The sequence below is a fragment of the Nonomuraea composti genome, from assembly GCF_012034275.1.
Lineage (GTDB): Bacteria > Actinomycetota > Actinomycetes > Streptosporangiales > Streptosporangiaceae > Nonomuraea > Nonomuraea composti.
Genome location: NZ_JAATEP010000006.1, coordinates 171,812 through 195,888, shown reverse-complemented (window position 1 = coordinate 195,888; position 24,077 = coordinate 171,812). Strand labels below are relative to the sequence as shown.

The window sequence follows — 24,077 nt, the reverse complement described above, 5'->3', positions numbered from 1 at the left end:
TGGAGATCATGCGATCGGGGCTTGTCGGACGATGGGCGGCCGTCACGGGCGCTGTGCTGTTGACCGGTGCCTGCACCCAGGCCACCGGGCTGGCGGGGGTCGGCGCCACGTCGCCCACCACACCGCCGCCGTCGGCCGGCGCCACGCCGGCGGCGACGGCTCCCACGCCGGAGCACATGGCCGCCGAGCAGCCGCCCCAGGGCGGCGAGCCGGTCAAGGTGCCGCCGCCGAAGCTGTCGAAGTACACCTACACCTTCCCGGTGAAGGGATGTAAGACCGAGTACCAGCGCAAGCTGCTCGTGCTGCCCAAGACGACGATCTGGGCGCCGCAGGGCTGCGCGTTCGTGGCTCCCATAGGCGGCGTCGTGGACGAGGTGAACGTCCAGGACCGGTGGTCGCCGTCCACCGACGCGGGCGCCACCCGCGAGGGAAAGTTCGTCACGATCATCGGCGACGACGGCGTGCGCTACCTCGGCGGGCACCTCGACTCGGTGGCCGACGGCATCAAGCCCGGCACGCGCGTCAAGGGCGGCCAGGTCCTCGGCAAGGTGGGCCGCAGCGGCAACGCCCGCGACGCCGGCCCCAACCTCTACTTCGCGATCTCGTGGAAGACCGGCCCGGCCTTCTGGTGGGTGCGCCGGGGCATGGTCAAGCCGTGGGACTACCTCGACGCCTGGCAGGAGGGCAACCGCACGCTGTCGCCCCGCGAGGAGACGCTGAAGCTGCGCGGCAAGCTGGGCGAGACGCCGCAGTGCACCGTGCAGTGCGGCGGCGCGGTCCGGCAGCAGCAGGACCCGCCGCAGGCCAGCAAGACCCCGCGGCCCCAGAAGAGCCCCAAGAAGGACGACGACGAGGTCGTCACCCTCACCCCGACGACAGCTCCTTTGGATGGACGGTGACCCCCGACCTGATGAGCTCCTGGATGTCGTCCACGACGTCCCAGACGTTGACGTTCATGCCGGCGACCACGCGGCGGTCGCGCAGCCAGTAGGCCACGAACTCCAGGCTCTCCGGGTCGCCCCGGTAGACGATCTCGTCGTGGCCCTCGATGTCGCCGGAGAACTCCATGCCCAGCTCGTACTGGTCGGTGTAGAAGTACGGCAGCCGGTCGTGGACGACCTCCTGGCCGAGCATCGACCGCGCGGCGACCGGGCCGCCATGCAGGGCGTTGGCCCAGTGCTCGACGCGGATGCGGCGGCCGTACACCGGGTGGTGGAACTCCGCGACGTCGCCCGCCGCGTACACGTCGGGGTGCGAGGTGCGCAGCGAGGCGTCGGTGAGGATGCCCTGGCCGACGTCGAGGCCCGCGTCGCGGGCCAGCCCGACCTCCGGCGCGGCGCCGATGCCGACCACGACCAGGTCGGCGCTGAGCCGCTCGCCCGAGCTGAGCCGCACGCCGGTCTCGGTGATCTCCGCGGCGGCCGTGCCGAAGCGCAACTCCACGCCCTTGCTCGCGTGCAGGCGGGCGAACAGCTCGCCCAGCTCGTGGCCGAGCGCCCGGTTGAGCGCGGTCGGCTCGGGCTCGACCACCGTGACCTGGCAGCCGGCCGTGCGCGCCGCCGCCGCCGTCTCCAGCCCGATCCAGGACGCGCCGACGACCAGCACGTTCGCGCCGCCGGCGAAGCGGCGCTTCAGCGCCTCGCTGTCCTCCACCGTGCGCAGGTAGTACGCGGGCCCCGGCAGCCGCCTGGGCACGGCGCCGGTCGCGATGAGCAGCTTGTCGTACGGCTGGCGCGACCCGTCCCCCAGTCTGACCAGGTGATGAGCCGGCTCGATGCGGGTGACCCTGATGCCGAGCCGGAGATCCACGTCGTTGTCGGCGTACCAGCCGGGCTCGTGGACGAAGATCTCCTCGCGTTCGCTGCTGCCCTGAAGGTATCCCTTGGACAGCGGCGGTCGCTCGTAGGGCCGTTCGGTCTCCGCGCCGATCAGCACGATCTCGCCGTCGAAGCCCTCCTCGCGCAGCGTCTGGGCCGCCTTCGCGCCGGCGAGCCCGGCTCCGACGATCACATATGTGGCCATGGGCGCAGTATGCGCCCGCCGGGGTCGTCGGGAAAGCGGGTTGTGCCGAGCGACCTGGCCCGTTGACGAACTCTTGGTCAGCGGGAGGGCCTGAGTACTCCTGATCAGCGGGACGGCCCGCGGCGCCCGCTCTTGGTCAGCGGGAGAGCCGGCGGTGCCAGGCGACCGCCGAGGTGTCGGTGAGCGAGGCGATCTGGTCGATCACCACGCGGACGCGGGCGGCGTCGTTCGCGGCCTCCAGGAACGCCGGGCGGAAGGCGGGCTCCAGCGTGTCCGGCGCGCCGAGCGTGATCAGGGAGGCCAGCTCGGTGATGAGGTCGCGCTGCCTGGCCTGGTTGGCGTGGTGGTCGGCGGTGGTCATCACGTAGTGCGCGGTGACGCCCTTGAGCAGCGCGCACTCCAGCCTCGTGGCGTGCGGCACGACGAGGTCGGCGCGGTGGCGGGAGCCGTACACCTCCTTGGTGGCGGCCTGCGCCGAGCGGCAGAAGCGGCCGATGAGGCCGCTGGTGAGCGCCTTGAGCCCGGCCAGGTCCGCCATGGTCGCCTCGAAGCGGCGCGGCCACAGCGGGTCGGCGATCAGCTTGGCGAAGACCTCCTCCAGCTCGTTGAGGTCGGCGCCGGGGGCGTACCAGGTGCGGGTGGTCTCGCACACCTGGGCGCGCTCGACCGGCGACTGCAGCGCCTCGGGGGTGACGTGGCCGGAGTGCAGGGCGTCCTCCAGGTCGTGCACCGAGTAGGCGACGTCGTCGGCCCAGTCCATGATCTGCGCCTCGAAGCTCACCCGCCCCTCCGGCGCGCCCTCCCTGATCCACTCGAACACCGGCAGGTCGTCGTCGTACACCCCGAACTTGGGCGACTTGTCGCGGGTCCACGGGTACTTGATGGAGGCGTCGAGCGCGGCGCGCGTCAGGTTGAGGCCGGCGCTGCGGCCGTCCTCGGTGAGCACCTTGGCCTCCAGGCGGGTGAGCAGGCGCAGGCTCTGCGCGTTGCCCTCGAAACCGCCGCACGAGGCCGACAGCGCGTTGAGCGCCATCTCGCCGTTGTGCCCGAACGGCGGATGCCCCAGGTCGTGGGCCAGGCAGGCGGTCTCCACCAGGTCGGGGTCGACGCCCAGGGTGGCGCCCATCTCCCTGCCCACCTGGGCGCATTCGAGCGAGTGCGTCAGGCGGGTGCGCGGGATGTGCTGGCCGCCGCCCAGGGTCTCGCCGGGCCCCACCACCTGCGTCTTCGCGGCCAGCCTGCGCAGGGCGGCGCTGTGCAGCACCCGGGCCCTGTCACGCTCGAACGCGGCGCGTTCCGGATTGCCGGGAAGTTCCGGAACCCAACGCTCCTGGTCATGCTCGTCGTAGTACGGCATCAGTGAAGTGATTTTATCCAGTTTCAGGTCTCCGCTAGTGTCAAGCCTCGCGAGAAACCCTTCCCCGGGAGCCCTCCCCCATGACGACAGCGTTCCGAGCAGTGCTGGCCTTCACCCTGCTCGCCGGCTTCTACGTGCTGGTCGGCCTCTTCCTGGCGGCCGCGGTCTTCTTCGACGTCCTGCTCCTCGTCGACTTCCACGCCAGCACCATCAAGATCGCCATCGTGCTCACGCTCGCGGCCGGCGCGCTCGTCCGCGCGCTCCTCATGGTCAGCCGCCGCCGCGGCGGCGAGCAGCCCGGCGTGCCCGTCGGGCGCGAGCACGAGCCGGTCCTGTGGCAGACGGTCGAGGAACTCGCCCAGCGCGTACGCACCGCGCCGCCCGACGAGATCCGCCTCGTCGCCGAGGTGAACGCGGCCGTGTCCGAGGACACCCGCTTCCTCGGCCTGCGGGCGACGCGGCGGCGCATGTTCATCGGGCTGCCGCTGCTGCAGACGCTCACCGTGGACGAGATGCGCGCCGTGCTCGGGCACGAGCTCGGCCACTACAGCGGCGCGCACACCCGCCTCGGCGCGCCCGTCTACCGGGGCCGGGTCTCGCTCATCGCCACCGTCCAGGGCCTGCACAACCATCCGTTCATCCAGCGCCTGTTCACCTGGTACGCCAAGCTCTACCTGCGCGTCTCGCAGGCCGTCTCGCGCCGCCAGGAGCTGGAGGCCGACCAGCTCGCCGTGGCCATCGGCGGCCGGCAGGCCATGGCCGGCGCCCTGCGCAAGATCCACACCACCGCCGCCGGCTGGGACCTCTACGTCAGCAACTACCTGTCGCTGACCGGCGCCGGCGGCGCCCGCCCCGCCGCCGTCTTCGGCGGCTTCCACGCCCTCATGAGCGACCCCGACCGCCAGGCGGAGCTGGCCAAGCTGGGCGAGGAGCCCGAGGAGGTCTCCCCCTACGACTCCCACCCGAGCCTGGCCGACCGCCTGGCCGCCATCGAGCACCTGCCGGAGCCGCAGCACGTCCCCGATCCGCGCTCGGCCCTCACCCTGCTCGTCGACCCGAACGTGGCCGTGCAGGCGGTCGAGCAGTCGATGTGGAGCCCCGAGGCGCTGGCGACCCTGCGGCCGGTGTCGTGGGAGGAGCTGATCTCGCACGGCATGTACGCCGGCCGCAACGCCGAAGCCGTGCGCGACCTCGCCGTGGCCGGGCAGCAGGTGATGGGGGCCGCCCGGCCGTACCTGGACGCGGCCTTCGAGGCCATCGCCCGGGGGCGGCAGGCCGAGCTGGAGGCCAAGCTCCTGGAGCAGGGCTGGAACCCCTCCCCCACGCTGCTGGCCGGGGTGCTGGGGCAGGCGCTGGAGGCCGTGCTGATCGAGCTCGGCCAGGCCAGGTGGACGCTGTCGTGGTCGGGGCCGGCGCGGCTGCTGTTCGACGACGGGGAGGAGGTCGCCCTGGCGGAGTACGCGGCCCAGGTCGCGGCCAACCCGGCGGCGGTGGCGGGGCTGCGGCAGTGGCTGGGCGATCACGGCATGCGCCACGACTACGTACCCCTGGAGCAGCCCAGCCCGGCTGCCCTGGGTTGACGCCCGCGCTGGGTTGACGCCCGCGCTGCGTTGACGCCCACGCTCGATCCGAGGCCGCGCCGGGTCGGGGCCCGCGCTGGGTCGGGGCGCGAGCGATCGTCAGAGGGCGCGTTCCAGGGCTGTGCGGTGCGCGGCGACCCAGGCGTGGGCGGCGCGCACCTGCTCCACCACCCCGGCGGCGCGCAGCCTGACCGCGTGCGGCAGGCCCGCGTCCGCGTCCGCCTCGATGCCGCGCCGGCACCGGTCCTGCCACCACAGGACGCTCTCCACCACCTCGCCGCGATCCGCGAGCCCGTAGCCGTCGCAGATCACCCGCACCCGCCGCGCCGCCTCGGCCGGCTCCGCGCCCGGCGCCAGCCCCGCGTACTGCCAGCAGACGTGCCCCACGTCGTGGACGCGCCGGCCGGGCGCCGCGATGTCCCAGTCGATGAACGCCACGGGCCGCAGCCCGGTCCCGCCGTCGCGGTAGACGGTGTTCTTCGGCGACAGATCGTTGTGGCAGACGACCTCGCCGCCGCCCGCGAGCGCGCTGCCCTCGGTCAGGTCGTGGAACTCGCGCACCAGCCCGGCCACCCGCGCCAGGCTGTCGTCGGAGGTGACGCCGTCCGGCTGCCGCTCCTCCCACGCCACGTGCCCGTCCACGTAGCTCAGGATCTCGCGGCCCCGCTCGTCGAGGCCGAGGAAGCGCGGCGCGCCCGCCCAGCCGCGCCGCTCGAACAGGCGCAGCAGCTCGTGCACGTACGTGGCGCGGGGGCCCGGCACGCGGCGGACGGTGTCTCCGGCACGGACGACGGCGTTCACGAAACCGCCGGGGAGAGGGGTCTCTGACATGCGACCAAGCTTGCCCGACCATCACGCGCTTTGAAGCTTTTCCCGCCGGTACGAGGGTCGTCTCCGCGAAAGTCTCACTGGGCGGTGCAGTGAGACGATTGAAGGGAACGAGTGGAAGGAGCCTCACTGTGACAGAGGACGACATCATCAAGTTCGTCAGCGGCCTGCCGGGGACGGTCGCGTTCACCGCCGGGCCGGAGATCGGGGCGCCGGAGATGGCGTGGGGGGACACGTTCTTCTACTACGCGCCCGAGGGCCTCGACCGGCCCCCGAGCGACGGCCGCCTGCCGTACGCGACGATCGTCACCAAGGACTACGAGGGGTTCGACACCGCCTCCGACCTCGGCCGGCCGGGGGTGTTCCGGCTGAATGTGGCGGTCGGGCGGGTCGCGTTCGAGCGGCTGGTCGGCCATTCGCCCGCCGCGCACGCCGAGCACCACGCCGGCACCGACTACACGGTGCTCGGCCGGGTCATCCCGCATCCGCTGTACGCCGCCCAGTCGTGGATCTCGATCCTCAACCCCGAGGACGAGGAGCGCACGCGGGAGATCCTCACCGAGGCGCACGCCCGCGCGGCCCAGCGGCACCGCCCGCCGTCGGGCGGCTGATCGCGAGCGCCCATCCGACGGCTGGTCGCGGGTGTCCGTCCGAGCGGCCATCGGCGGAGATACAAGGATGAGTCGTACGCAGCGGTGCAGACAAGCCCGGCCCCCGCGAAGCAAGGTCGAACCGGGTCAAACCGACCGGGTTTTCTGAACGGCCTTGCCACACTGCGACCCGTGATCGTACGGTCACCCTTAGCATTCGCCCAGCCGAAGGAGGCGCTGTGAGCAGGCACGACGGCGGACCCCAGCGAGGCTCGACAATGCTCCCCCATCTGGCCTGGCGCGTGGAGGCGATGATCGCGGGCATCGCCGCCCGGCGCCCGCCCGCCACCGGCGCCATCGAGCAGGCGCTGCGGAAGGTGCCACGGCACTGGTTCGTCCCCTCCCTGGGGCTGGTGCTCGACGACGACGGCGGCGCCGTCCCGATCGACCGCGACATCGACCCGCCCGCCTGGTGGGACGCCGTCTACTCCGACCGGCCCATCGCCACCCCCCTTGGCACCGGCGCCGCCGCCTCCTACACCTGCGTCACGCCCTCCCCCAGCTCCGTCGTCGACCTGCTCGAACTCCTCGACCTGCGCCCTGGGCACCGCGTGCTGGAGATCGGCACCGGCACCGGGTGGATCACCGCGCTGCTGTGCCGCCTGGCCGGCGAGTCGGGGCGGGTGACGTCCGTCGAGGACAACCCGGAGGTGGCGGAGGTGGCATGCAGGAACCTGGTCGCCGCCGGCGTCCGCCCGCATCTCATCACCGGCGACAGCACGCTCGGCTGCCCCGAGCGCGGCCCGTACGACCGCGTGCTCGCGCCCCACACCGCGCCCGGGTCGTGGACCGCACAGGCGGCCCCCGAAGCGGTCATCGTCGGCGGCAACGGCGAGGCCGTGCGCCTGGTTCTGCCGGCGGCCCACATGGACGGCCACCTGAGGTGAAGGAACCGCTCCTTCACCGGAAGGGGGCCGGCGCGGCGGCTGAGCGGCGAGAAGTTCGCGGTGCCGTCCGACGGCACCCCGAGCCAGGCCGTGGCCGGTGCACTGGGCAACGCAGGCGGGCGCGGCGCGGGTGGAGCGAGCTGGGCGCGCACCACTTGGGCGCGGGCGGTCGCGACGCATGCGGGCCGGGCGCGGGCCGCCTGGCAAGGGCGGCGCGGGCGGTGGCGGCGCGGGGTGCGGGGGTGCGCCTGCCTGGGTGACGCCGGCCCGAGCCTGCGGCCCTCACGCGTTCGTCTCCGCCGAGAACTGGCTGCGCTCCGACGGAGGTGTCCGATTACTGTGGACTCCATAATTATGGATTGGGACAATCATCGTCGGCACGGCAGTCTCACGCAACCTCTTGACTTAATTCACATGGACTCCATGATTAGTCGCAAGTCCGACACTCCTCGCCGGCCTTGCCAAGGAGCCTCATGCGCAAGCTCGCACGCTACCTCACCCTCCTCTCCTTCCTCGGCGCGTCGATCCTGGTCGCGCCGTCCGCGGCCCTGGCCGCCATCACCGCCCCCTCGGCCACGAACACGGCCACCACCGTGACGTACCAGTTCACCTACACCGGCAGCCCCGCCTACGCCCGCGCCTACCTCGACACCGACCGGAACCCGGCGACCGGCTTCGCCCAGGGCGGCGCGGGCGCCGACTTCTTACTCGAGAACGCCTCCCTCTACCGCCACAACGGCGGCGGCTGGAGCTGGACGCTGGTGGGCCCGGTGACGTTCTCGGCCGCGGGCGGCACGGCCAGATGGACGGTCTCGCGGGCGTCCATCGGCGAGAGCGCCACCCCGAACGACGCCGACCTCGTCTTCCAGATCGAGTCCCCGCTGGAGACGTCCGCCAAGCTCACCCACGTCTACTCCGGCGGCGGGGACGGCGGCGGCGGCACGGTCACCTACAGCCCCACGACCGCCGACTTCCCCAACCCCGAGCGCGGCCTCTACCACCACACCGGCGACTGCGACAAGAACGACTTCTCCCTCGCCACCCTCCAGAGCTACCGCACCGGCCAGAACATCTCGCTCGTGATGTGCGTGTTCTACCTCGCCGAGTTCAGGACCTCCCCCATCAGCCAGGCGGCGCTCGACCAGTTGCAGCAGCAGCTCGACACCGTCCGCGCGGCGGGCCTGAAGATGATCCTGCGCTTCGCCTACACCACCTCCACCGACGGCGCCGACGCCGCGAAGGACCGCGTGCTGGCCCACCTCGACCAGCTCAAGCCCTACCTGAACGCGAACAAGGACGTCATCTACCTCATGCAGGCCGGCTTCATCGGCGCGTGGGGCGAGTGGTACTACACCCAGAACTTCGGCAACGCCGGCACGGTCACCGCCACCGACTGGGCCAACCGCAAGGCCGTGGTGGACAAGCTGCTCAGCGTCCTGCCCTCGTCCCGGATGGTGCAGCTGCGCACCCCCAAGTTCAAGCGCACGCTGTACGCGACGACGCCGGTCGGCTCCGGCCAGGCGTACGGCGGCTCGGCCGTGGCGCGGCTCGGGCACCACAACGACTGCTTCCTGGCCAGCCCGGACGACTACGGCACGTACGAGAACGCGGCCGTCGAGTACCCCTACCTGGAGGCGGAGACCGCGTACGTGGCCATGGGCGGGGAGACCTGTAACCCGAACCCGCCGCGTTCGGACTGCCCGACGGCCAAGGACGAGCTGTCGCGCTTCCACTGGTCGTACCTGAACACCGACTACCACACCGGCGTGCTGGGCAGCTGGAGCACCGGCGGCTGCCTCGCCGAGATCACCCGCAGCCTCGGCTACCGCTTCGCCCTGCAGAGCGGCACGTACCCGGGCACGGCCACGCGCGGCGGCGCGCTGCCCGTCACCATCACCCTCAGGAACGACGGGTACGCGGCCCCGTTCAACCCGCGCGGCCTGGAGCTGGTGCTGCGCAACACCTCGACCGGGGCGCTGCACCGCCTCCCGCTCACCGCCGACCCGCGCAGGTGGGCGGCCGGGGCCACCAGCACGATCAGCCAGAGCGTGACGGTGCCCGCGTCCCTGCCCGCCGGCCGTTACGCGCTGCTGCTCGGCCTGCCCGACCCGCTGCTGTCCGCGCGGCCGGAGTACTCGATCAGGCTCGCCAACGAGGGCGTCTGGGAGCCGGCGACCGGCCTCAACGACCTGCGCCACACCGTCACCATCAGCTGAGCCCATCGGGAGGGGCCGGGGAGGCCGCCGACGCGCTGGACCCGGCGCCCTTGAGAGCGCCAGGCGTGCTCAGGAGCGCCGGGTGCTCAGGGGTGCCGGGCGTGCTCGGCCCGGCTGGCCGCGATGCGTTCGGCCGCGAGCGCGCCGGCCCGGCCCTCGTCCCCGGTGAGCCGGGCCAGGATCGAGGCCAGCGGCCGGATCTGCCCGTTCCCGCCCCAGTGGCCCTCGGGGATCTCGGTCGGGAACACCCATACCCTGCCGGGGTCGCGCGGCCAGGCGCCGTTCTCGGCGTCCAGGATCGCCTCGGTGATCTCGGCGACGACGCCCGCGCGCGCCTCCGCGTCCAGTTGCCCTTCGGGCACGGACGGGACGACCTTGTAGCGGGGCGCGCTCGCGGGCGCCCCGCCGACGTAGACGGCGGCCGGCCGGTGCAGGAACGCCCAGGAGACGGACCTGGTCACCGGGTCGGCGGGGTCGAACCCCTCGTGGCGGATCAGGATCTCGGTGACGCGGTTCATGAGCGCCGCCTCGGCCTCTTGCGAGAGCGCGCCTTCTGGGATGTGGACGTCGAGCATGGGCATGGCCCGTCCTCCTGGATTTAGTTCTTAAACTCAGCGCGACGAACGTACGGAGGCTGAGCGGAAAATGTCAACCCAGGTGGGTACGATCGAGCCGTGCGGACGCAGCGGATCGACCCGGTGAACTGTTCGGTGGCCCGCGCCCTCGCGGTCGTGGGCGAGCGCTGGTCACTGCTGATCGTGCGCGAGGCGCTGGACGGCGCGCGGCGCTTCGGGGAGTTCCGTGCCCGTCTGGGCATCGCGAGCAACCTCCTGTCCACCCGGCTCGACACGCTGGTGGCGGCGGGGGTGCTGCGGCGCGTCCCGTACCAGGAGCCCGGCGACCGGCAGCGCTACGAGTACCACCTCACCGAGCAGGGCCTCGACCTGCGCCCCACGCTGATCGCGCTGCTGGAGTGGGGCGACAAGTATCTCGCCGGGCCGGAGGGGCCGTCGGTCGTGGTCCGGCACCGGCCCGCCGATGATGACGAGGAAGCCTGCGGGGAGCCGGTCCGGGTCACGCTCGAATGCGCCGGCGGGCACACCCATCTGCCGTCCAGCGCGGTCCACCGCGCCCCCGGCCCGGGCGCCCGCTTCCTGGACGGCCCCTGATCACCGGCAAGCCCCTCGCGGCAAGGCCGGACCGGGCGGTTAAACCCTTTGACCGTGTGCATGGCCCCTCGGGACGATCGGTCCCGTGCACCTTGAATTCTCACGTTTCTCCCCCGACCAGACCGAAGCGCTGGTCGAGTTCCTGACCGGCGAGGACTGGCCCTTCCACGCGAGTGTCCAGGAGGCGCCGGCGATCCGGCAGCGGGCCGCCGAGGGGCTCTACGACGACGCCGACAGCCGCACGTTCTGGCTGCTCGCGGACGGGGAGCGGGCCGGGCTGGTACGGCTGCAGGACCTCACCGACGGCACCCCCATGTTCGACCTGCGGATCAGGAAGGCGTGGCGCGGGCGCGGTCTCGGCACGGCGGCCGTCAAGTGGCTCACGTCGTACCTGTTCACGGAATTCCCCGGGATCAGGCGCATCGAGGGCAATACGCGGCAGGACAACCACACGATGCGCGCCGTCTTTCGTAAGTGCGGGTATGTCAAGGAGTCGCATTACCGGGAGGCATGGCCCGCCCCGGACGGCACGGTGCACGACACGGCGGGGTACGCGATTCTGCGCCGCGATTGGGAGTCGGGGACGGTGACGCCGCCCGACTGGAATGACGAGCCCGCCGCTACTGCATGACCCGGAAAAGGAATGGCGCGACCAGGCCGATGAGGGCGAGCGCCTCGGTGAGGACGAAACCGAGGAGAATGTTCTGCCGGATCAGGGGGTACGCTTCCGGCTGGCGGGCGATGGCCTGAACTCCCTGGCCGAAGATGATGCCGACACCGACGCCCGGGCCGATGGCGGCGAGGCCGTAGCCGATGGCGGTGACGTTGCCGGATACCTCAGCGAGAACGGTCACGTGGTTCCCCTTCCGAGTGCCTGGTGATGTGGCGGGTGTCGCCGTCACGACCATTCCGCCACATTGACCAGGGGCCGCGTAATATCCGATCGGCCGAAAATCAGCACCATCACTTGTCGATCTCGCTAATGGACAGATGGTGCATTATTTGATTGACATCCGCTTCCTCCGGATGCCGGCGCTTTCTGGAAACGCGCCATTTTGGCACGAGGGACGCGCGGCCGGTGCCCCCGCCTCTTTATCCGCTCTGCGACACCCATGTTCGGCCTCCTTTTCGCTGTCCGCACGACACGTTTCGTGGTTCTAATCCACGTCGACGTCGTCGAGAAGGTGGAGCAGGCGCGACAGGACGCGCAGGCAGGCGTCGATGTCGGCCTCCGTCAGGTCGCCGCCGATCTGGCGGAGCACCGCCCGCTCGCGGTCGAGCACGGCGCCGATGGCCCGCTCCCCCTCCGCCGTCAACCGGATGAGCGAGGACCGCTTGTGCGCCGGGTTGGGCTCGAAGGTGACCAGCCCGAGCCCGGCCGCGTCGTTCGTCATGCGCTGCACGAACTGCCGGCTCAACGCCTGGGCGCGCCCCATCTGCGGGACGGTCATGGGGCCGTGCTCGCGCAGCAGGTTGAGCACGGCTCGCACGCCGACCGACAGCCCTTCGATGGGGGCGTCCTGCTCCACCTTGCGCTGGGCCCGCCGATACAGCGGCCCCACCAGGTCGAACACCTCAGCGAGCCGGTCGGTCACCGGCCGCGGATCTGGCTCTCTCACCCCTCCATGATGACACCTCGGTTGTCATCCTTGGGTTCGATATGACACCTTGGTTGTCATGAAAGATCTGTTCTGGATCGATCGCGGCACCGGCCGGCCCCTCGTCCTGCTGCACGGCGGCTTCCTGGACCACGGCATGTGGGAGGACCAGATCCGGTTCTTCGCCGCGCGCCACCGCGTGATCGCCCCCGACGCGCGCGGCCACGGCCGCTCCGCCAACGGCACCGAGCCCTACCGGCTCACCGACGACCTCGCCGCCCTGCTGCGCCACCTCGGCACAGGCCCCGCCGTCCTGGTGGGCGTCTCCATGGGGGCGGGCACCGCCGTGGACACCGCGCTGGAACACCCCGAGCTCGTCAGCGCGCTGGTCGTCAGCGGGGCGGGCAGCAGCGCGCCACACTTCGAGGACCCGTGGCTCATCGAGGTCATGGGCGGCTGGCACGCCGCGATGGCCGCCGGCGACCTGGACGCGGCGGTGGAGGCGTACGCGAGGCTCCTGCCCGGCCCGCGCCGCACGCTGGACGACCTCGACCCCCTGCTGGTGAGCCGGATGATGCGGATGGCCAGGAGCACGATGTCCAAGCACGCCCTCGGCGAGCCCGACCTCCTCGTGCCGGTGCCCGGCGCCGCGGAACGCATCGCCTCGATCGGCGTGCCGGTGCTGGCCGTGCACGGGGCCGAGTCCTCACCCGACCACATCGCTTCGGCCGAGCAGCTCGTACGCGCCGTGGCCGGCGGGCGGTCCGTCACGATCGAGGGAGCCGCCGCGTATCCGAACGTGGAGCGGCCCGACGACTACAACAAGGTCCTGGAGGAGTTCCTGGACAGCCTCTGACCCTGTCGCCGTTCGAGACCGGAATGATCGTCCGCGGTCAGCAGGATCCGGCGCACCGACGGCTGGGCCTGGCGAGCGCCGCCGTGCTCGCCGCCCTGCACGCGGCTCGGCGGCTGGGTGCCCGGTCGGCCTTCGTCCGCCGAGACCGTCCTCGCACTCTCTGACCTTCACCTTCCCGGCGGCGAGGATCCGTCACGCGGCGGCTGCGCCTGGTGAAGAGCACGGCCTTCCCGTCCGGGGTTCTTGAGCTGGTGTACGAGCCGGCCGACAGGTGAGATCCGGCCGCCTGCCACAGCTCGGCCGGATGATCGGCTTGGGCGTCGTCAGGCGGCTGCTTCTCCGTGCATGATCGGACGCATGGTGTCTGTGGTGCAGAACGTGGCGATCGACTGCGCGAACGCTTATGAGCTCGCCCGGTTCTGGAGCCAGGTGACCGGGTGCCCGATGCACCCCGAGGACCGGCCCGGGGACGAGGAGACGCAGGTCATGCTGTCCGACGGGCCGGTGCTGTACTTCAACCAGGTGCCGGAACCCAAGACCGGCAAGAATCGGCTCCACCTGCGCCTGCGGCCGGAGAGCTCGCGGGAGGAGGAGGTGGAGCGGCCGCGTTCACGCATGGTGATCGGCGACCGTGCCTGCTCTCCCATATCCGGCCAGGCGTCCACCAAGCGAGGCTTCCTCCCGGGCCTGGGCAGCCCTTTTGCTGGCTTGGCGCAACGGGGCGTTTGCCGGGTCGTGCCGGGCCGGGGTGCCGGCTTCGACCGAAGGGGCTTGGGTGCTGGTTGCGGCCGAGGGCTCGGGATGAGGGTGGATTCCATGGTCTGCGGCCGGGGGTGCGCGAGGGGGCTGGGAAGCCCCCTCGCCCGGGGATCGTGGCGAAGCCGCGATCCCCGATAGGCACAGCCCGAGCCGGAGGCGAGGCCCTTTGGGTCGGGGTGGGCTCCCAACGGCCCACCCGGTGAACGGGATTGGGGTGGGTGCGGTCAGCGGGTGTCGGAGTCGGTTTCGGTCAGGGCGGCTCGGCCTGCCTCCAGTCTCGCGACCGGGATGCGGAACGGGCTGCAGGAGACGTAGTCGAGGCCCACGTCGTGGCAGAAGTGGACCGAGTCGGGGTCGCCGCCGTGTTCGCCGCAGATTCCCAGGTGCAGGTCCGGGCGGGCTTGGCGGCCTTCTCGGACGGCGATTTCGATGAGGCGGCCGACGCCTTCCCGGTCGAGGGTCTCGAAGGGGGAGACGCCGAAGATGCCAAGGTCGAGGTAGCGGGAGAAGAAGGCGGCTTCGACGTCGTCGCGGGAGAAGCCCCACGCCATCTGGGTGAGGTCGTTGGTGCCGAAGGAGAAGAACTCGGCGGCTTCGGCGATCTGGGCGGCGGTGAGGGCCGCTCGGGGGACTTCGATCATGGTGCCGATGAGGGCGTCGACGCCGGCGTCCGCGAGGATCTTGACGGCTTCCTCGCGTACGGACTCCAGCTCCTGGACGGCGGCGACGAGCGGGATCATGATCTCCGGGCGGGCGCCGGGCACCTCGGCGGCGGCCTGGGCGATGGCGCGGACCTGCATGGCGAACAGGCCGGGGATGATGAGGCCGAGGCGGACGCCGCGCAGGCCGAGCATGGGGTTCTGCTCGTGCAGGCGTTTGACGGCGGTCAGGAGCTTGCGGTCCTTGTCGGTGGCTGCGCCGGTGGCGACCTTGACGGACAGGTCGACGATGTCGGGCAGGAACTCGTGCAGGGGCGGGTCGATGAGGCGGATGGTGACGGGGGCGCCCTGCATGGCCTGGAATATGCCGATGAAGTCGGACTTCTGGAGGGGTTCCAGGGCGTCCAGGGCGGCCTGGCGTTCCTCGTCGGACGAGGCCAGCACGAGGTCCTCGACGAGCTGGCGGCGCTCGCCCAGGAACATGTGCTCGGTGCGGCACAGCCCGATGCCCTGCGCGCCGAAGCGGCGGGCGCGGGCGGCGTCCTCGGGGGTGTCGGCGTTGGCCCGCACGCCGAGCCGGCGCTTGTCGTCGGCGTGCCGCATGATGCGGTCGACCGCCTTGACGAGGTCGTCCTGCGGCTCGGTGGCGCCTTCGAAGTACTCGACCACGGCCGAGTCGACGACCGGGACCTCGCCGAGGTAGACCTCGCCGCTGGTGCCGTCGATGGAGATGACGTCGCCCTCGGAGACGACGACGCCGCCGGGGGCGGTGAAGCGGCGTTCGCCGGTCTGGACGTCGAGGTCCTCGGCGCCGCACACGCACGTCTTGCCCATGCCGCGCGCGACCACGGCGGCGTGTGAGGTCTTGCCGCCGCGGCTGGTCAGGATGCCCCTGGCGGCGATCATGCCGGCGAGGTCGTCGGGGTTGGTCTCGCGGCGGACGAGGATGACGTCCTCACCCTGGTCGGCCAGCTCGACGGCGCGCTCGGAGGAGAAGACTGCCTTGCCGACGGCGGCGCCCGGCGAGGCGTTCATGCCCTTGGCGATCTTCTTCTTGTCGGCGCCGCCGTCGAAGCGGGGGAACATGAGCTGGGCGAGCTGGTCGCCGGTGACGCGGGTGACGGCCTCGTCCATGGTGATGAGGCCCTGGTCGACGAGCTGGGTGGCGATGCAGAAGGCGGCCGCGGCGGTGCGCTTGCCGACGCGGGTCTGCAGCATCCACAGCTTGCCGCGCTCGATGGTGAACTCGATGTCGCACAGGTCCCTGTAGTGGTTCTCCAGGGTCTCCATGATGTCGACGAGCTGGTCGTAGGAGGGCTTGTCGAGGTGTTCGAGGTCTTGCAGGGGGATGGTGTTGCGGATGCCGGCGACGACGTCCTCGCCCTGGGCGTTCTGGAGGTAGTCGCCGTAGATGCCCTGCTGGCCCGAGCCGGGGTCGCGGGTGAAGGCGACGCCGGTGCCGGAGTCGTTGCCGTAGTTGCCGAAGACCATGGCCATGATGTTGACGGCGGTGCCGAGGTCGGCGGGGATGCGCTCCTGGCGGCGGTAGAGGATGGCGCGCGGGGCGTTCCACGAGTCGAAGACGGCCATGACGGCCAGGCGCATCTGCTCGCGCGGGTCGGCGGGGAAGTCCTTGCCGGTCTGGTCGCGCACGATGCCCTTGTACGTCTCCACGAGCTGCTGCAGCTCGCCCGAGTCGAGGTCGGTGTCGTGGCGGCGGCCCTTGAGGTCGTCGAGCGCGCGCTCGAACAGGTCGCCGTCGATGCCGAGCACGGTCTTGCCGAACATCTGGATGAGCCTGCGGTAGGAGTCCCACGCGAAGCGGTCGTTGCCGCCCGACTGTTTGGCCAGGCCGTGCACCGACTCGTCGTTGAGCCCGATGTTGAGGACCGTCTCCATCATGCCCGGCATGGAGAACTTCGCCCCGGAGCGCACGCTCACGAGGAGCGGGTCGTCGGCCTGCCCGAGCTTCCTGCCCATCTTCGCTTCGAGGGCCTCAAGGTGCTCGGCGACCTCCTGGTCGAGCCCGCTCGGTACGGAGCCTTCCGCCAGGTAGTGGCGGCACGCCTCGGTGGTGATCGTGAATCCATGCGGAACGGGCAGCCCGAGATTGGTCATTTCGGCGAGGTTCGCACCCTTACCGCCGAGAAGATCCTTGAGATTCCTGTTGCCCTCGGTGAAGTCGTAAACGTACTTGGCCACCACTGCTCCAATCAACGCCTCTGCCCCGGACTCTACCGGTGAAATTGATGATGAAACTGCACTCCTCTCCCAAGTCAACATTTATGCTGGTCAAGACCCTATGACAGGTCTAATCCAATTATACGACCACCTACCCGAAAATTGGATTAGACCAATTGGTTTACACCAATTCTTGAGAAAGGCGGGCGGGAGGTGCAGAATCGGATCACACCCCCACCAGGAGGCCCCCATGGCCACTCCTACCAAGCCCAAGCGGCGGCCCAGAATCATCGTCGGCTCCGCCAGGGCCGCCGTCGATTCGGCGATCTACCTCGACGACCGGCTGCCGTTCGGTCGCTGGTTGCGGCCCCAGCTCCGCAAGCTGTTCCCCAGCCACTGGTCGTTCCTGCTGGGCGAGCTGGCCCTGTACGCGTTCGTCATGCTGGTGCTCACCGGCACGTTCCTGACGCTGTTCTACAAGCCGAACCCCGACGTGGCCTACGAGTCGGCCGTCGAGCTCAGCCTCCAGGTGCGCGGCGGGCTGCTGGTGCGGCATCTGCACCACTGGTCGGCGACCGTGTTCGTGCTGGCGATCGTGGCCCATCTGTGCCGGGTCTTCTTCACCGGCGCGTTCCGGCGGCCGCGTGAGCTGACGTGGATGCTGGGCGTGCTGCTGTTCGGGCTGGTGCTGTTCGAGTCGTTCCTGGGGGTCTCGCTGCCCGGCGACCAGCTCGCGCTGGCGGGGCTGCGGCAGGCGCAGGGGGTGCTGCTGTCGGTGCCGCTGGTGGGCACGTACCTGTCGGCGTTCGTGTTCGACGGCGGGTTCCCCGGCCAGGTCATCCCGCGCCTGTTCGCCCTGCACGTGCTGCTGATCCCCGGCATCCTGCTGGCGGTGGTGCCGCTGCACGCCCTCATCCTCACCTGGCGTCAGAAGCACACCGAACGCCGCGCCACGGCCGCCGGCGAGCACCAGGTGAGCGGCGGGCCGTTCTTCCCCTACTTCGCGGTCAAGAACGGCGCCACGGCGCTGTTCACGATCGGGTTCCTCGCGTTGCTGGCCACGTTCGTGCGGGTCAACCCGGTGTGGGAGCACGGGGCGTACCGGCCGGGCGCGCCGCCGCCGTCGGCGCAGCCGTTCTGGTACTTCGGAGTGCTCGACGGGGCGCAGCGGCTGGTGCCCGCGTGGGAGATCCCCATCGGCGGGTACGTGCTGCAGCCCGGGTTGTGGATCCCCCCGCTGATCCTGCTCGCCTTCTTCGGCGTGCTGTTCCTGTACCCGTTCATCGAGCGCCGCTACAGCGGCGACCGCGACGTGCACCACCTGCTCGACCGGCCGTCGCAGGCCCCGGTGCGCACGGCGCTCGGCATGGCGGTGATCACGTTCTTCACCACGCTCTGGGCGGGCACGTGGGCGTCGGTGGCGCCGCCCGCGATGCACTCCGCGCCCGGGCTGCCGGCTCCGCCGCCCGCGCCGCCGGCGCTGCTCACCGTGCCGCCCGACACGTACGCGCTGGTCGTCGGCGGGTTGCGGGTGGCCGTGTTCGTGCTGCCCGTCGTGGCCTTCCTCCTCACGCGGGCGATCTGCCGGAGGCGCTCGGCGGCAGCCACAGCGTGAACGTCGCCCCCTGCCCGAGCCGCGAGCTCACCTCCACGCGCCCCCCGTGCGACTCCACGATCTGCCGGACGATCGCCAGCCCCAGGCCCGTGTGCCGGTCCCGGCGGCTGGCCTCGCCGCGCCAGAAGCGGTCGAACACCCGTGACTGGTCCGCCTCGCGCAGCCCCGGGCCGTCGTCGCGGACGCTCACCCACAGCATGCCGTCGCTCCTGCCCGCCCCGACCTCGATCCGGCCGCCCGGCGGCGAGAGGCGTACGGCGTTGGACAGCAGGTTGGACACGGCGCGGCGCAGCGCGTCGGCGTCGCCCGTCATCGCAAGGCCCGCGCCCAGCGTGCGCTCGATGGTCAGGTCGCGGGCGGCGGCCGGGGTGGCGTACTCGTCGCACGCCTCCCCCACCACGCGGGCCAGGTCGAGGTCGGCGTCGGCGAACGCGGTGCCCTGCCGCCGCGCGCTGGCCAGCAGGTCCTCCACCAGCCTGGTCATGCGGGTGGTGGCCCGGTCCACGATGGCCACCGCCCGCGCCCGCTCCTCCTCGCTGGCGTCGGGGGCGGCCAGCACGGCGTCCACGTTCGCCCTGATGATGGTCAGCGGGCTGCGCAGCTCGTGCGAGGCGTCGTCGATGAGCTGCCGCTGCGCGCTGAACGCCTCCTCCAGCCGGTCGAGCATCGTGTCGATGGTGTCGGCGAGGTCCTTCAGCTCGTCGCGCGGGCCGCGCAGCCTGATGCGCCGCTTCAGGTCGGTCGCCTGGATCTCCTCCGTCGTACGGGTGATCGAGCGCACCGGCCGCAGCACCCGGCCCGCCAGCACCCAGCCGATGCCGAGGCTCGCCACGTACAGGCAGGCCAGGGTGAGCAGCGAGAAGTCGCGCAGCGTCGCCATCGTGCGCACGTTGACCGCGTTCTCGACCTCCTCCACGAACACCACCTCGCGTTTGCCGAGGTACTGGTCGCCGCTGTAGGTCTTGGCGTACTCGGTGGTGATCGGGCGCTGCTCGGTCGTCTTGGACACGGCGAAGTAGATGCCGCCGAGCACGAGCGCGGCCAGCACGAACAGCAGCCCCGAGTACAGGACCGTGAGCCGGAAGCGGATCGTGTGGATCACGTCGGTTCCTTCAGCCGGTAGCCGCGGCTGATCACGGTCTCGATGAGGCCGTCCTCCTGCAGCTTGCGGCGCAGGTTGCCGACCGTGACGCGGACGGTGCTGGTGAACGGGTCCGCGTGCTCGTCCCAGACGTGCTCCAGCAGCTCCTCGGTCGACACGACGTGGCCGGGGCGGGTCATCAGGTAGTGCAGCACGCCGTACTCCTTGGGGGTGAGCGCCAGCGACCTGCCGTCCAGCGACACCTCCAGCCGCGCGGTGTCGATGCGCAGGCCGCCCACCTCCAGCACGGACGTGCCACCGCCGGTGTCCCTGCGCAGCAGCGCCCGCACCCGCGCCAGCAGCTCGGGGAAGGCGAACGGCTTGACGAGGTAGTCGTCGGCGCCCTCGTCGAGGCCGCGCACCCGGTCGTCCAGCCGGTCACGGGCCGTCACCATGATGATGCGCACGCCCTTGCCGGCCGCGCGGACCGTCCGGCAGAGCTGGAAGCCGTCGCCGCCCGGCAGGTTCAGGTCGAGCAGCACCAGATCGTAGGTGTTGACCTGGAGCTTCTCGTGCGCGGAAGGAGCGTCGTAGGCGACGTCCACCGCGTAGCCCGCCCGGACGAGGCCGACGCGCAGCGCGTCGACCAGGTCCTCCTCGTCCTCAACCACCAGCAGTCGCATGTCCTGGACCCTAGTTTCGGATGATGCGTTCCGCGATCGGCGCCGCCCGGTCGATGGGGATGGCGAAGCCGATGCCGATGTTGCCGCCGCCGCGCGAGGCGGCGATCGCGGTGTTGACGCCCACCACCTCGCCACGCGCGTTCACCAGCGGGCCGCCCGAGTTGCCGGGGTTGATGGAGGCGTCGGTCTGCACGGCCGTGCGGCGGGAGCCGCCCAGCCGTACCTCCCTGTCGAGGGCGCTGACGATGCCCGAGGTGACCGTGCCGGACAGGCCCAGCGGCGAGCCGATCGCCAGCACCTGGTCGCCGACGGACAGCTCGGCGGAGCGGCCGAGCGTGGCCGGGGTCAGCTCGCCCGGATGGTCCACCTCCAGCACCGCCAGGTCCTCGCCGTCGTCGGCGCCGGCCACGCGGGCGTTCAGCCGGCTGCCGTCGTGCAGGACCACGGTCACCGTGCTGCTGCCGCGGACGACGTGGGCGTTGGTGAGGATGTGGCCGCTGCCGTCCACCACGAACCCGGAGCCGCCCGCGCTGCGCGTCTCCACCGAGACCACGCTGGGCAGCACGCGGGCCGCCGTCGCGCTCAGCCCGGTCAGGCTCGCGGACGGCGCGGGGGCCACCCTCGGCAGGGCGGCGGCGGGGGCCGGCTCGAGCCCTTCGAGGAGCCGGGCCCCCACCGCGCCCGCCGTGCCCGCCGCCGCCCCGGTGAGCGCCGCGACGAGCGCGGCGGCCGCCAGGATCCGACCACCCCTGGGCGGCTGCGACGGCACGACGGTCTTCGGTACGGTGCTCCCGCCGCCGGCTTGGGTCACGTTGATCGGCGGGGTCAGGAACGCGGGCCCGCGCGGGGCGCCCAGCCCCCTCACGGCAGCCTCGAGAACCACACCATCGACGTCACCGCCGCGATCAACGCGAGGATCAGCCCCGCCCCCACGAACCACTGCCAGACCTCCTGCCGCTCGGTGCGGTAGCCGACGGACGTGCCGATGTCCTCGTAGACCGCCTGCAACTCGTCGCCGCTGGCCGCCTCGTAGAAGCCGCCGCCCGCCGACTCGGCCAGGTCGCGCAGCGCGGGCCCGTCCACCGGCACGGGGACGTCCCGGCCCGACAGGCTGATCGTGCCGCCGGGCGTGCCGTAGGCGATGGTGGTGACGGGGACGCCCCGCGCGGACGCCTCGGCCGCCGCCGCGCTCACCGTGCGGCCGGTGGTGCTGGAGCCGTCGGACAGCAGCACGATGTGCGCGGGCGGCCGCTCCTCCTCCGCGTCGAGCGCGGCGATGGCCTCCAGCGAGGAGAAGACGGCCTCGCCGATGGCCGTGCCCGAGTCCATGCTGAGCCGGTCGAGCGCGGCGAGCACCGCGGGCCGGTCCGTGGTGGGCGGCACGGCGACGGACGCCGCGGACGAGAACGACACGAGCCCCAGGTTGAACCGCTCGGGCAGCCCCTCGACGAACTGCCTGGCCGCCTGCTTGGCCGCCTCGAACCGGTTGGGGGCGACGTCGGTGGCGCCCATGGACGCCGACACGTCGAACGCCACCATGATGGTCGCCCGTTCCCGTGGCACCCGCACCTCGGCCGTCGGCCGCGCGAAGCCCACTACGAGCAGGGCGAACATGAGCAGCAGCGCCGCCGCGGGCACGTGCCGGCGCCAGCCGGGCCGCCGGGGCGCCACCTTGTCGAGCAGGTCGAGGTTGGTGAAGCGGACGGCGTAGGCGGTCCTGCTGCGCACCGCCATGATCACGTAGGTGAGCGCGAGCAGCGCCACGGGAATGAGCAGCAGCAGCCAGACGGGCGCGAGGAGCGTCACGCCACGTCACCTCCTCCCCCTGTCACGGGAGCCCGGTGCCCGGGTGCCTGGTGCCCGGGTGCCAGTGCCGCCAGGCGGCGCCGGCGCATGACGTGCTGGACCAGGTCGCGCACCCAGTCCCGGTCCGTACGCAGCCGCAGGTGGCCCGCCCCGGCCCGGCGCAGCGCCCCGGTGATGGCGGCGCGCTGCCCGGCCGCGGCCTCGGCGTAGCGGCGGCGCAGCCGGGCGTTGCCGGTGGCGACCTCGCGCCGCCGTCCCGTCTCCGGGTCGATCAGCGTGAGGATGCCGACGTGCGGCAGCGTCAGCTCGCGCGGGTCCAGCACCTCCACGGCCAGCACCTGGTGCCGGGCGGTGAGCCGGCGCAGCGGCGGCTCCCAGGTCTGCGGGTCGTCGAGGAAGTCCGACACGACCACGACCAGGCCGCGGCGGCGCACCACCCGGCCGAGCTGCTCGGCCGCCACGCCCAGCAGCGGCTCGGCCACCCCCGGCGGGGTGCGGGGCAGCGCGAACGCCGCCTGCAGCAGCGCCATCAGGTGCGGCCGGCCCGTCCTGGCGGGCAGCGTCCTGACGCCGCCGCCGTGCAGCAGGTGGGTGCCGATGCGGTTGCCGGTGCGCTGGGTGAGGAAACCGACCGCGGCCAGGGCCGCCAGCGCCAGCTCCCGCTTCTCCATCGCCGCCGTTCCGAAGTCCATGCTGGCGGTGGCGTCGAGCAGCGCCCAGACCTCCAGCTCCCGGTCCGCGACCAGGTCGCGGACGTGCGGCTCGTTCGTGCGGGCGGTGACGTTCCAGTCCATCCGCCGCACGTCGTCGCCCACCCGGTACGGCCGCGACTCCGCCGGCTCGCTCCCCGGACCTGGCACCAGGCCGAGGTGTTCACCCTGGAGCAGTCCATCGAGCCTCCTGGTGATGGTCAGTTCGAGCCTGCGCAGCGCGGGCTCGGCGATCAGGTACGGCTTCATGCCACCTGGTCCTGTCGCCGGCCCTCGTCGTACGGCTGCGCCTCCTGGCTGGGCGCGATGACCGGCAGCGGCACCGCGGCCAGCACCCGGTCGACGATCTGGCGCGGCTGCACCCCGTCGGCGAGCGCGTCGAAGGAGAGCACGAGCCGGTGCGCCATGACGTCGTGCGCCAGGTCCCGTACGTCCTCCGGCAGCACGTAGTCGCGCCCCCGCAGCAGTGCCAGCGCCCGGCCGGCCGCCAGCAGGCCCAGCGTGGCCCTGGGGCTGGCGCCGAACGCCAGCAGCCGCCCGACCTCCGCCACCCCGTACCGTTCGGGGTCGCGGGTGGCGTAGACGAGGCGGACGGCGTACTCGGCGACGGCGTGGTGCACGAAGACCTGCTCGGCCCGCCGTTGCAACGCGACGACCCGCTCGGGGTCGAGGACGGGCGTCGGCGCCGGCGGGTCCACGCTCATGCGGTAGACGATCGCCAGCTCCTCCGACTCGCTGGGATAGCCCACGTCGATCTTCATGAGGAAGCGGTCGCGCTGCGCCTCGGGCAGGTGGTAGACGCCTTCCGACTCGATCGGGTTCTGGGTGGCCAGCACCAGGAACGGCGCGGGCACCTCGTACGTGACGCCGCCGATGCTGACCTGGCGCTCGGCCATGATCTCCAGCAGCGCCGATTGCACCTTGGCGGGCGCCCGGTTGATCTCGTCGGCGAGCAGCAGGTTCACCATGACGGGCCCGAGCTCCACGTCGAACGACTCCGTGGAGGGCCGGTAGATCCTGGTGCCGACGATGTCGGAGGGCACCAGGTCGGGCGTGAACTGGACGCGGGCGAACGTGCCCCCGACGACCGTGGCCGTGGTCTCGGCGGCCAGCGTCTTGGCGATGCCGGGCACGCCTTCGAGCAGGCAGTGGCCCTTGGCGAGCACCGCCACGAGCAGCCGCTCGACCATGTGGTCCTGGCCGACGATCACCCGCTTGACCTCGAACAGGGCCCGCTCCAGCAGTGCGGGGTCGCTCACGGCTGCACGCTCCCGTGGTGGCAGTCGTCCACGACCACGCGCAGCTCCAGAGCGGTCGGCTCGGGGTCGGCGAAGGCGGCGCCGCCGGTCATGAGCAGCGCGCCGGCGGCGAGCAACGTAAGAGCGAAACGTGATGTACGCATGAATCCCTCGTCCCTCGT

Annotated in this window: 23 protein-coding genes and 1 pseudogene; 10 read left to right on the top strand and 14 right to left on the bottom strand. The window is 71.8% G+C overall.

What is annotated here, in order from left to right; all coding sequences use genetic code 11:
* Nucleotides 1-53: 53 nt before the first annotated feature.
* Nucleotides 54-899, top strand: coding sequence for a M23 family metallopeptidase (locus HCN51_RS11325; RefSeq protein WP_346433608.1), 846 nt, complete (start codon nucleotides 54-56; stop codon nucleotides 897-899).
* On the opposite strand, the gene HCN51_RS11320 is transcribed toward HCN51_RS11325, so the two are convergent.
* Nucleotides 865-2,022, bottom strand: a complete 1,158-nt coding sequence (locus tag HCN51_RS11320; RefSeq protein WP_168009420.1) for an NAD(P)/FAD-dependent oxidoreductase — start codon at nucleotides 2,020-2,022, stop codon at nucleotides 865-867. The two genes, HCN51_RS11325 and HCN51_RS11320, sit on opposite strands and share 35 nt — an antisense overlap.
* Nucleotides 2,023-2,158: 136 nt before the next feature.
* Nucleotides 2,159-3,379, bottom strand: a complete 1,221-nt coding sequence (locus HCN51_RS11315) for a deoxyguanosinetriphosphate triphosphohydrolase (RefSeq protein WP_168009418.1) — start codon at nucleotides 3,377-3,379, stop codon at nucleotides 2,159-2,161.
* A gap of 80 nt (nucleotides 3,380-3,459) precedes the next feature.
* On the opposite strand from HCN51_RS11315, the gene HCN51_RS11310 reads away from it, so the two are divergent.
* A complete protein-coding gene (locus HCN51_RS11310; RefSeq protein WP_168009416.1) occupies nucleotides 3,460-4,959 on the top strand; it encodes a M48 family metallopeptidase in 1,500 nt (499 codons plus the stop codon).
* Nucleotides 4,960-5,058: 99 nt separating this feature from the next.
* Here HCN51_RS11310 and HCN51_RS11305 read toward each other — a convergent pair whose 3' ends face one another.
* On the bottom strand, nucleotides 5,059-5,790 hold the full coding sequence (locus HCN51_RS11305; protein WP_168009414.1) for a phosphotransferase: 732 nt from the start codon (nucleotides 5,788-5,790) through the stop codon (nucleotides 5,059-5,061).
* Nucleotides 5,791-5,918: 128 nt separating this feature from the next.
* Here HCN51_RS11305 and HCN51_RS11300 point away from each other — a divergent pair, with 128 nt between their 5' ends.
* From HCN51_RS11300 to HCN51_RS11290, 3 genes are all read left to right on the top strand, one after another.
* Complete coding sequence (locus HCN51_RS11300; protein ID WP_168009412.1) at nucleotides 5,919-6,398, top strand: DUF6194 family protein; 480 nt, start codon at nucleotides 5,919-5,921, stop codon at nucleotides 6,396-6,398.
* Between the two features lie 218 nt (nucleotides 6,399-6,616).
* A complete protein-coding gene (locus HCN51_RS11295) occupies nucleotides 6,617-7,324 on the top strand; it encodes a methyltransferase domain-containing protein (RefSeq protein WP_206066847.1) in 708 nt (235 codons plus the stop codon).
* 473 nt (nucleotides 7,325-7,797) lie between these two features.
* Entirely contained in the window at nucleotides 7,798-9,540 is a 1,743-nt protein-coding gene (locus HCN51_RS11290) for a DUF4832 domain-containing protein (protein ID WP_168009410.1), read from the top strand.
* Nucleotides 9,541-9,626: 86 nt separating this feature from the next.
* Here HCN51_RS11290 and HCN51_RS11285 read toward each other — a convergent pair whose 3' ends face one another.
* Nucleotides 9,627-10,121: a tautomerase family protein gene (locus tag HCN51_RS11285; protein ID WP_168009408.1), complete on the bottom strand. Its 495-nt coding sequence runs from the start codon at nucleotides 10,119-10,121 to the stop codon at nucleotides 9,627-9,629.
* 93 nt (nucleotides 10,122-10,214) lie between these two features.
* Here HCN51_RS11285 and HCN51_RS11280 point away from each other — a divergent pair, with 93 nt between their 5' ends.
* Together HCN51_RS11280 and HCN51_RS11275 are read left to right on the top strand one after the other, a co-directional pair.
* Entirely contained in the window at nucleotides 10,215-10,709 is a 495-nt protein-coding gene (locus HCN51_RS11280) for a winged helix-turn-helix transcriptional regulator (protein WP_168009406.1), read from the top strand.
* Between the two features lie 85 nt (nucleotides 10,710-10,794).
* Entirely contained in the window at nucleotides 10,795-11,340 is a 546-nt protein-coding gene (locus tag HCN51_RS11275) for a GNAT family N-acetyltransferase (protein ID WP_168009404.1), read from the top strand.
* On the opposite strand, the gene atpE is transcribed toward HCN51_RS11275, so the two are convergent.
* Nucleotides 11,330-11,563 carry an ATP synthase F0 subunit C gene (atpE, locus tag HCN51_RS11270; RefSeq protein ID WP_080041838.1) on the bottom strand — a complete coding sequence of 78 codons (234 nt, stop codon included), beginning with the start codon at nucleotides 11,561-11,563 and terminating at the stop codon, nucleotides 11,330-11,332. The two genes, HCN51_RS11275 and atpE, sit on opposite strands and share 11 nt — an antisense overlap.
* Before the next feature lie 303 nt (nucleotides 11,564-11,866).
* Nucleotides 11,867-12,328: a MarR family transcriptional regulator gene (locus tag HCN51_RS11265; RefSeq protein ID WP_168009400.1), complete on the bottom strand. Its 462-nt coding sequence runs from the start codon at nucleotides 12,326-12,328 to the stop codon at nucleotides 11,867-11,869.
* Between the two features lie 58 nt (nucleotides 12,329-12,386).
* On the opposite strand from HCN51_RS11265, the gene HCN51_RS11260 reads away from it, so the two are divergent.
* Both HCN51_RS11260 and HCN51_RS11255 read left to right on the top strand, forming a co-directional pair.
* Entirely contained in the window at nucleotides 12,387-13,163 is a 777-nt protein-coding gene (locus HCN51_RS11260; RefSeq protein ID WP_168009398.1) for an alpha/beta fold hydrolase, read from the top strand.
* A 357-nt stretch (nucleotides 13,164-13,520) separates the two neighbouring features.
* Nucleotides 13,521-13,766, top strand: a pseudogene (locus HCN51_RS11255) (VOC family protein); the annotation flags it as partial.
* Nucleotides 13,767-14,146: 380 nt separating this feature from the next.
* Here the strand turns inward: HCN51_RS11255 and ppdK are convergent.
* Entirely contained in the window at nucleotides 14,147-16,783 is a 2,637-nt protein-coding gene (gene ppdK / locus HCN51_RS11250) for a pyruvate, phosphate dikinase (RefSeq protein ID WP_168009396.1), read from the bottom strand.
* Between the two features lie 229 nt (nucleotides 16,784-17,012).
* Here ppdK and HCN51_RS11245 point away from each other — a divergent pair, with 229 nt between their 5' ends.
* On the top strand, nucleotides 17,013-18,377 hold the full coding sequence (locus HCN51_RS11245) for a cytochrome b (protein ID WP_168009394.1): 1,365 nt from the start codon (nucleotides 17,013-17,015) through the stop codon (nucleotides 18,375-18,377).
* Here HCN51_RS11245 and HCN51_RS11240 read toward each other — a convergent pair.
* From HCN51_RS11240 to HCN51_RS59320, 7 genes are read right to left on the bottom strand one after another with little or no spacing between them, the layout of a single operon-like run.
* Nucleotides 18,331-19,479, bottom strand: a complete 1,149-nt coding sequence (locus HCN51_RS11240) for an ATP-binding protein (protein WP_168009392.1) — start codon at nucleotides 19,477-19,479, stop codon at nucleotides 18,331-18,333. The genes HCN51_RS11245 and HCN51_RS11240 overlap by 47 nt on opposite strands.
* Entirely contained in the window at nucleotides 19,476-20,141 is a 666-nt protein-coding gene (locus tag HCN51_RS11235) for a response regulator transcription factor (protein WP_080041847.1), read from the bottom strand. The genes HCN51_RS11240 and HCN51_RS11235 overlap by 4 nt, the downstream gene beginning before the upstream one ends.
* Before the next feature lie 10 nt (nucleotides 20,142-20,151).
* Nucleotides 20,152-21,024 (bottom strand): trypsin-like peptidase domain-containing protein, encoded by an 873-nt coding sequence (locus tag HCN51_RS62215; protein WP_168009390.1) that lies wholly within the window; start codon nucleotides 21,022-21,024, stop codon nucleotides 20,152-20,154.
* Nucleotides 21,003-21,947, bottom strand: a complete 945-nt coding sequence (locus HCN51_RS11225; protein WP_080041848.1) for a VWA domain-containing protein — start codon at nucleotides 21,945-21,947, stop codon at nucleotides 21,003-21,005. The genes HCN51_RS62215 and HCN51_RS11225 overlap by 22 nt, the downstream gene beginning before the upstream one ends.
* A complete protein-coding gene (locus tag HCN51_RS11220) occupies nucleotides 21,944-22,906 on the bottom strand; it encodes a DUF58 domain-containing protein (protein ID WP_168009388.1) in 963 nt (320 codons plus the stop codon). Before HCN51_RS11220 ends, HCN51_RS11225 begins: the two co-directional genes overlap by 4 nt.
* Complete coding sequence (locus tag HCN51_RS11215) at nucleotides 22,903-23,916, bottom strand: AAA family ATPase (RefSeq protein WP_346433607.1); 1,014 nt, start codon at nucleotides 23,914-23,916, stop codon at nucleotides 22,903-22,905. The genes HCN51_RS11220 and HCN51_RS11215 overlap by 4 nt, the downstream gene beginning before the upstream one ends.
* Nucleotides 23,913-24,059 (bottom strand): hypothetical protein, encoded by a 147-nt coding sequence (locus tag HCN51_RS59320; RefSeq protein ID WP_240972706.1) that lies wholly within the window; start codon nucleotides 24,057-24,059, stop codon nucleotides 23,913-23,915. Before HCN51_RS59320 ends, HCN51_RS11215 begins: the two co-directional genes overlap by 4 nt.
* Nucleotides 24,060-24,077 lie beyond the last annotated feature (18 nt).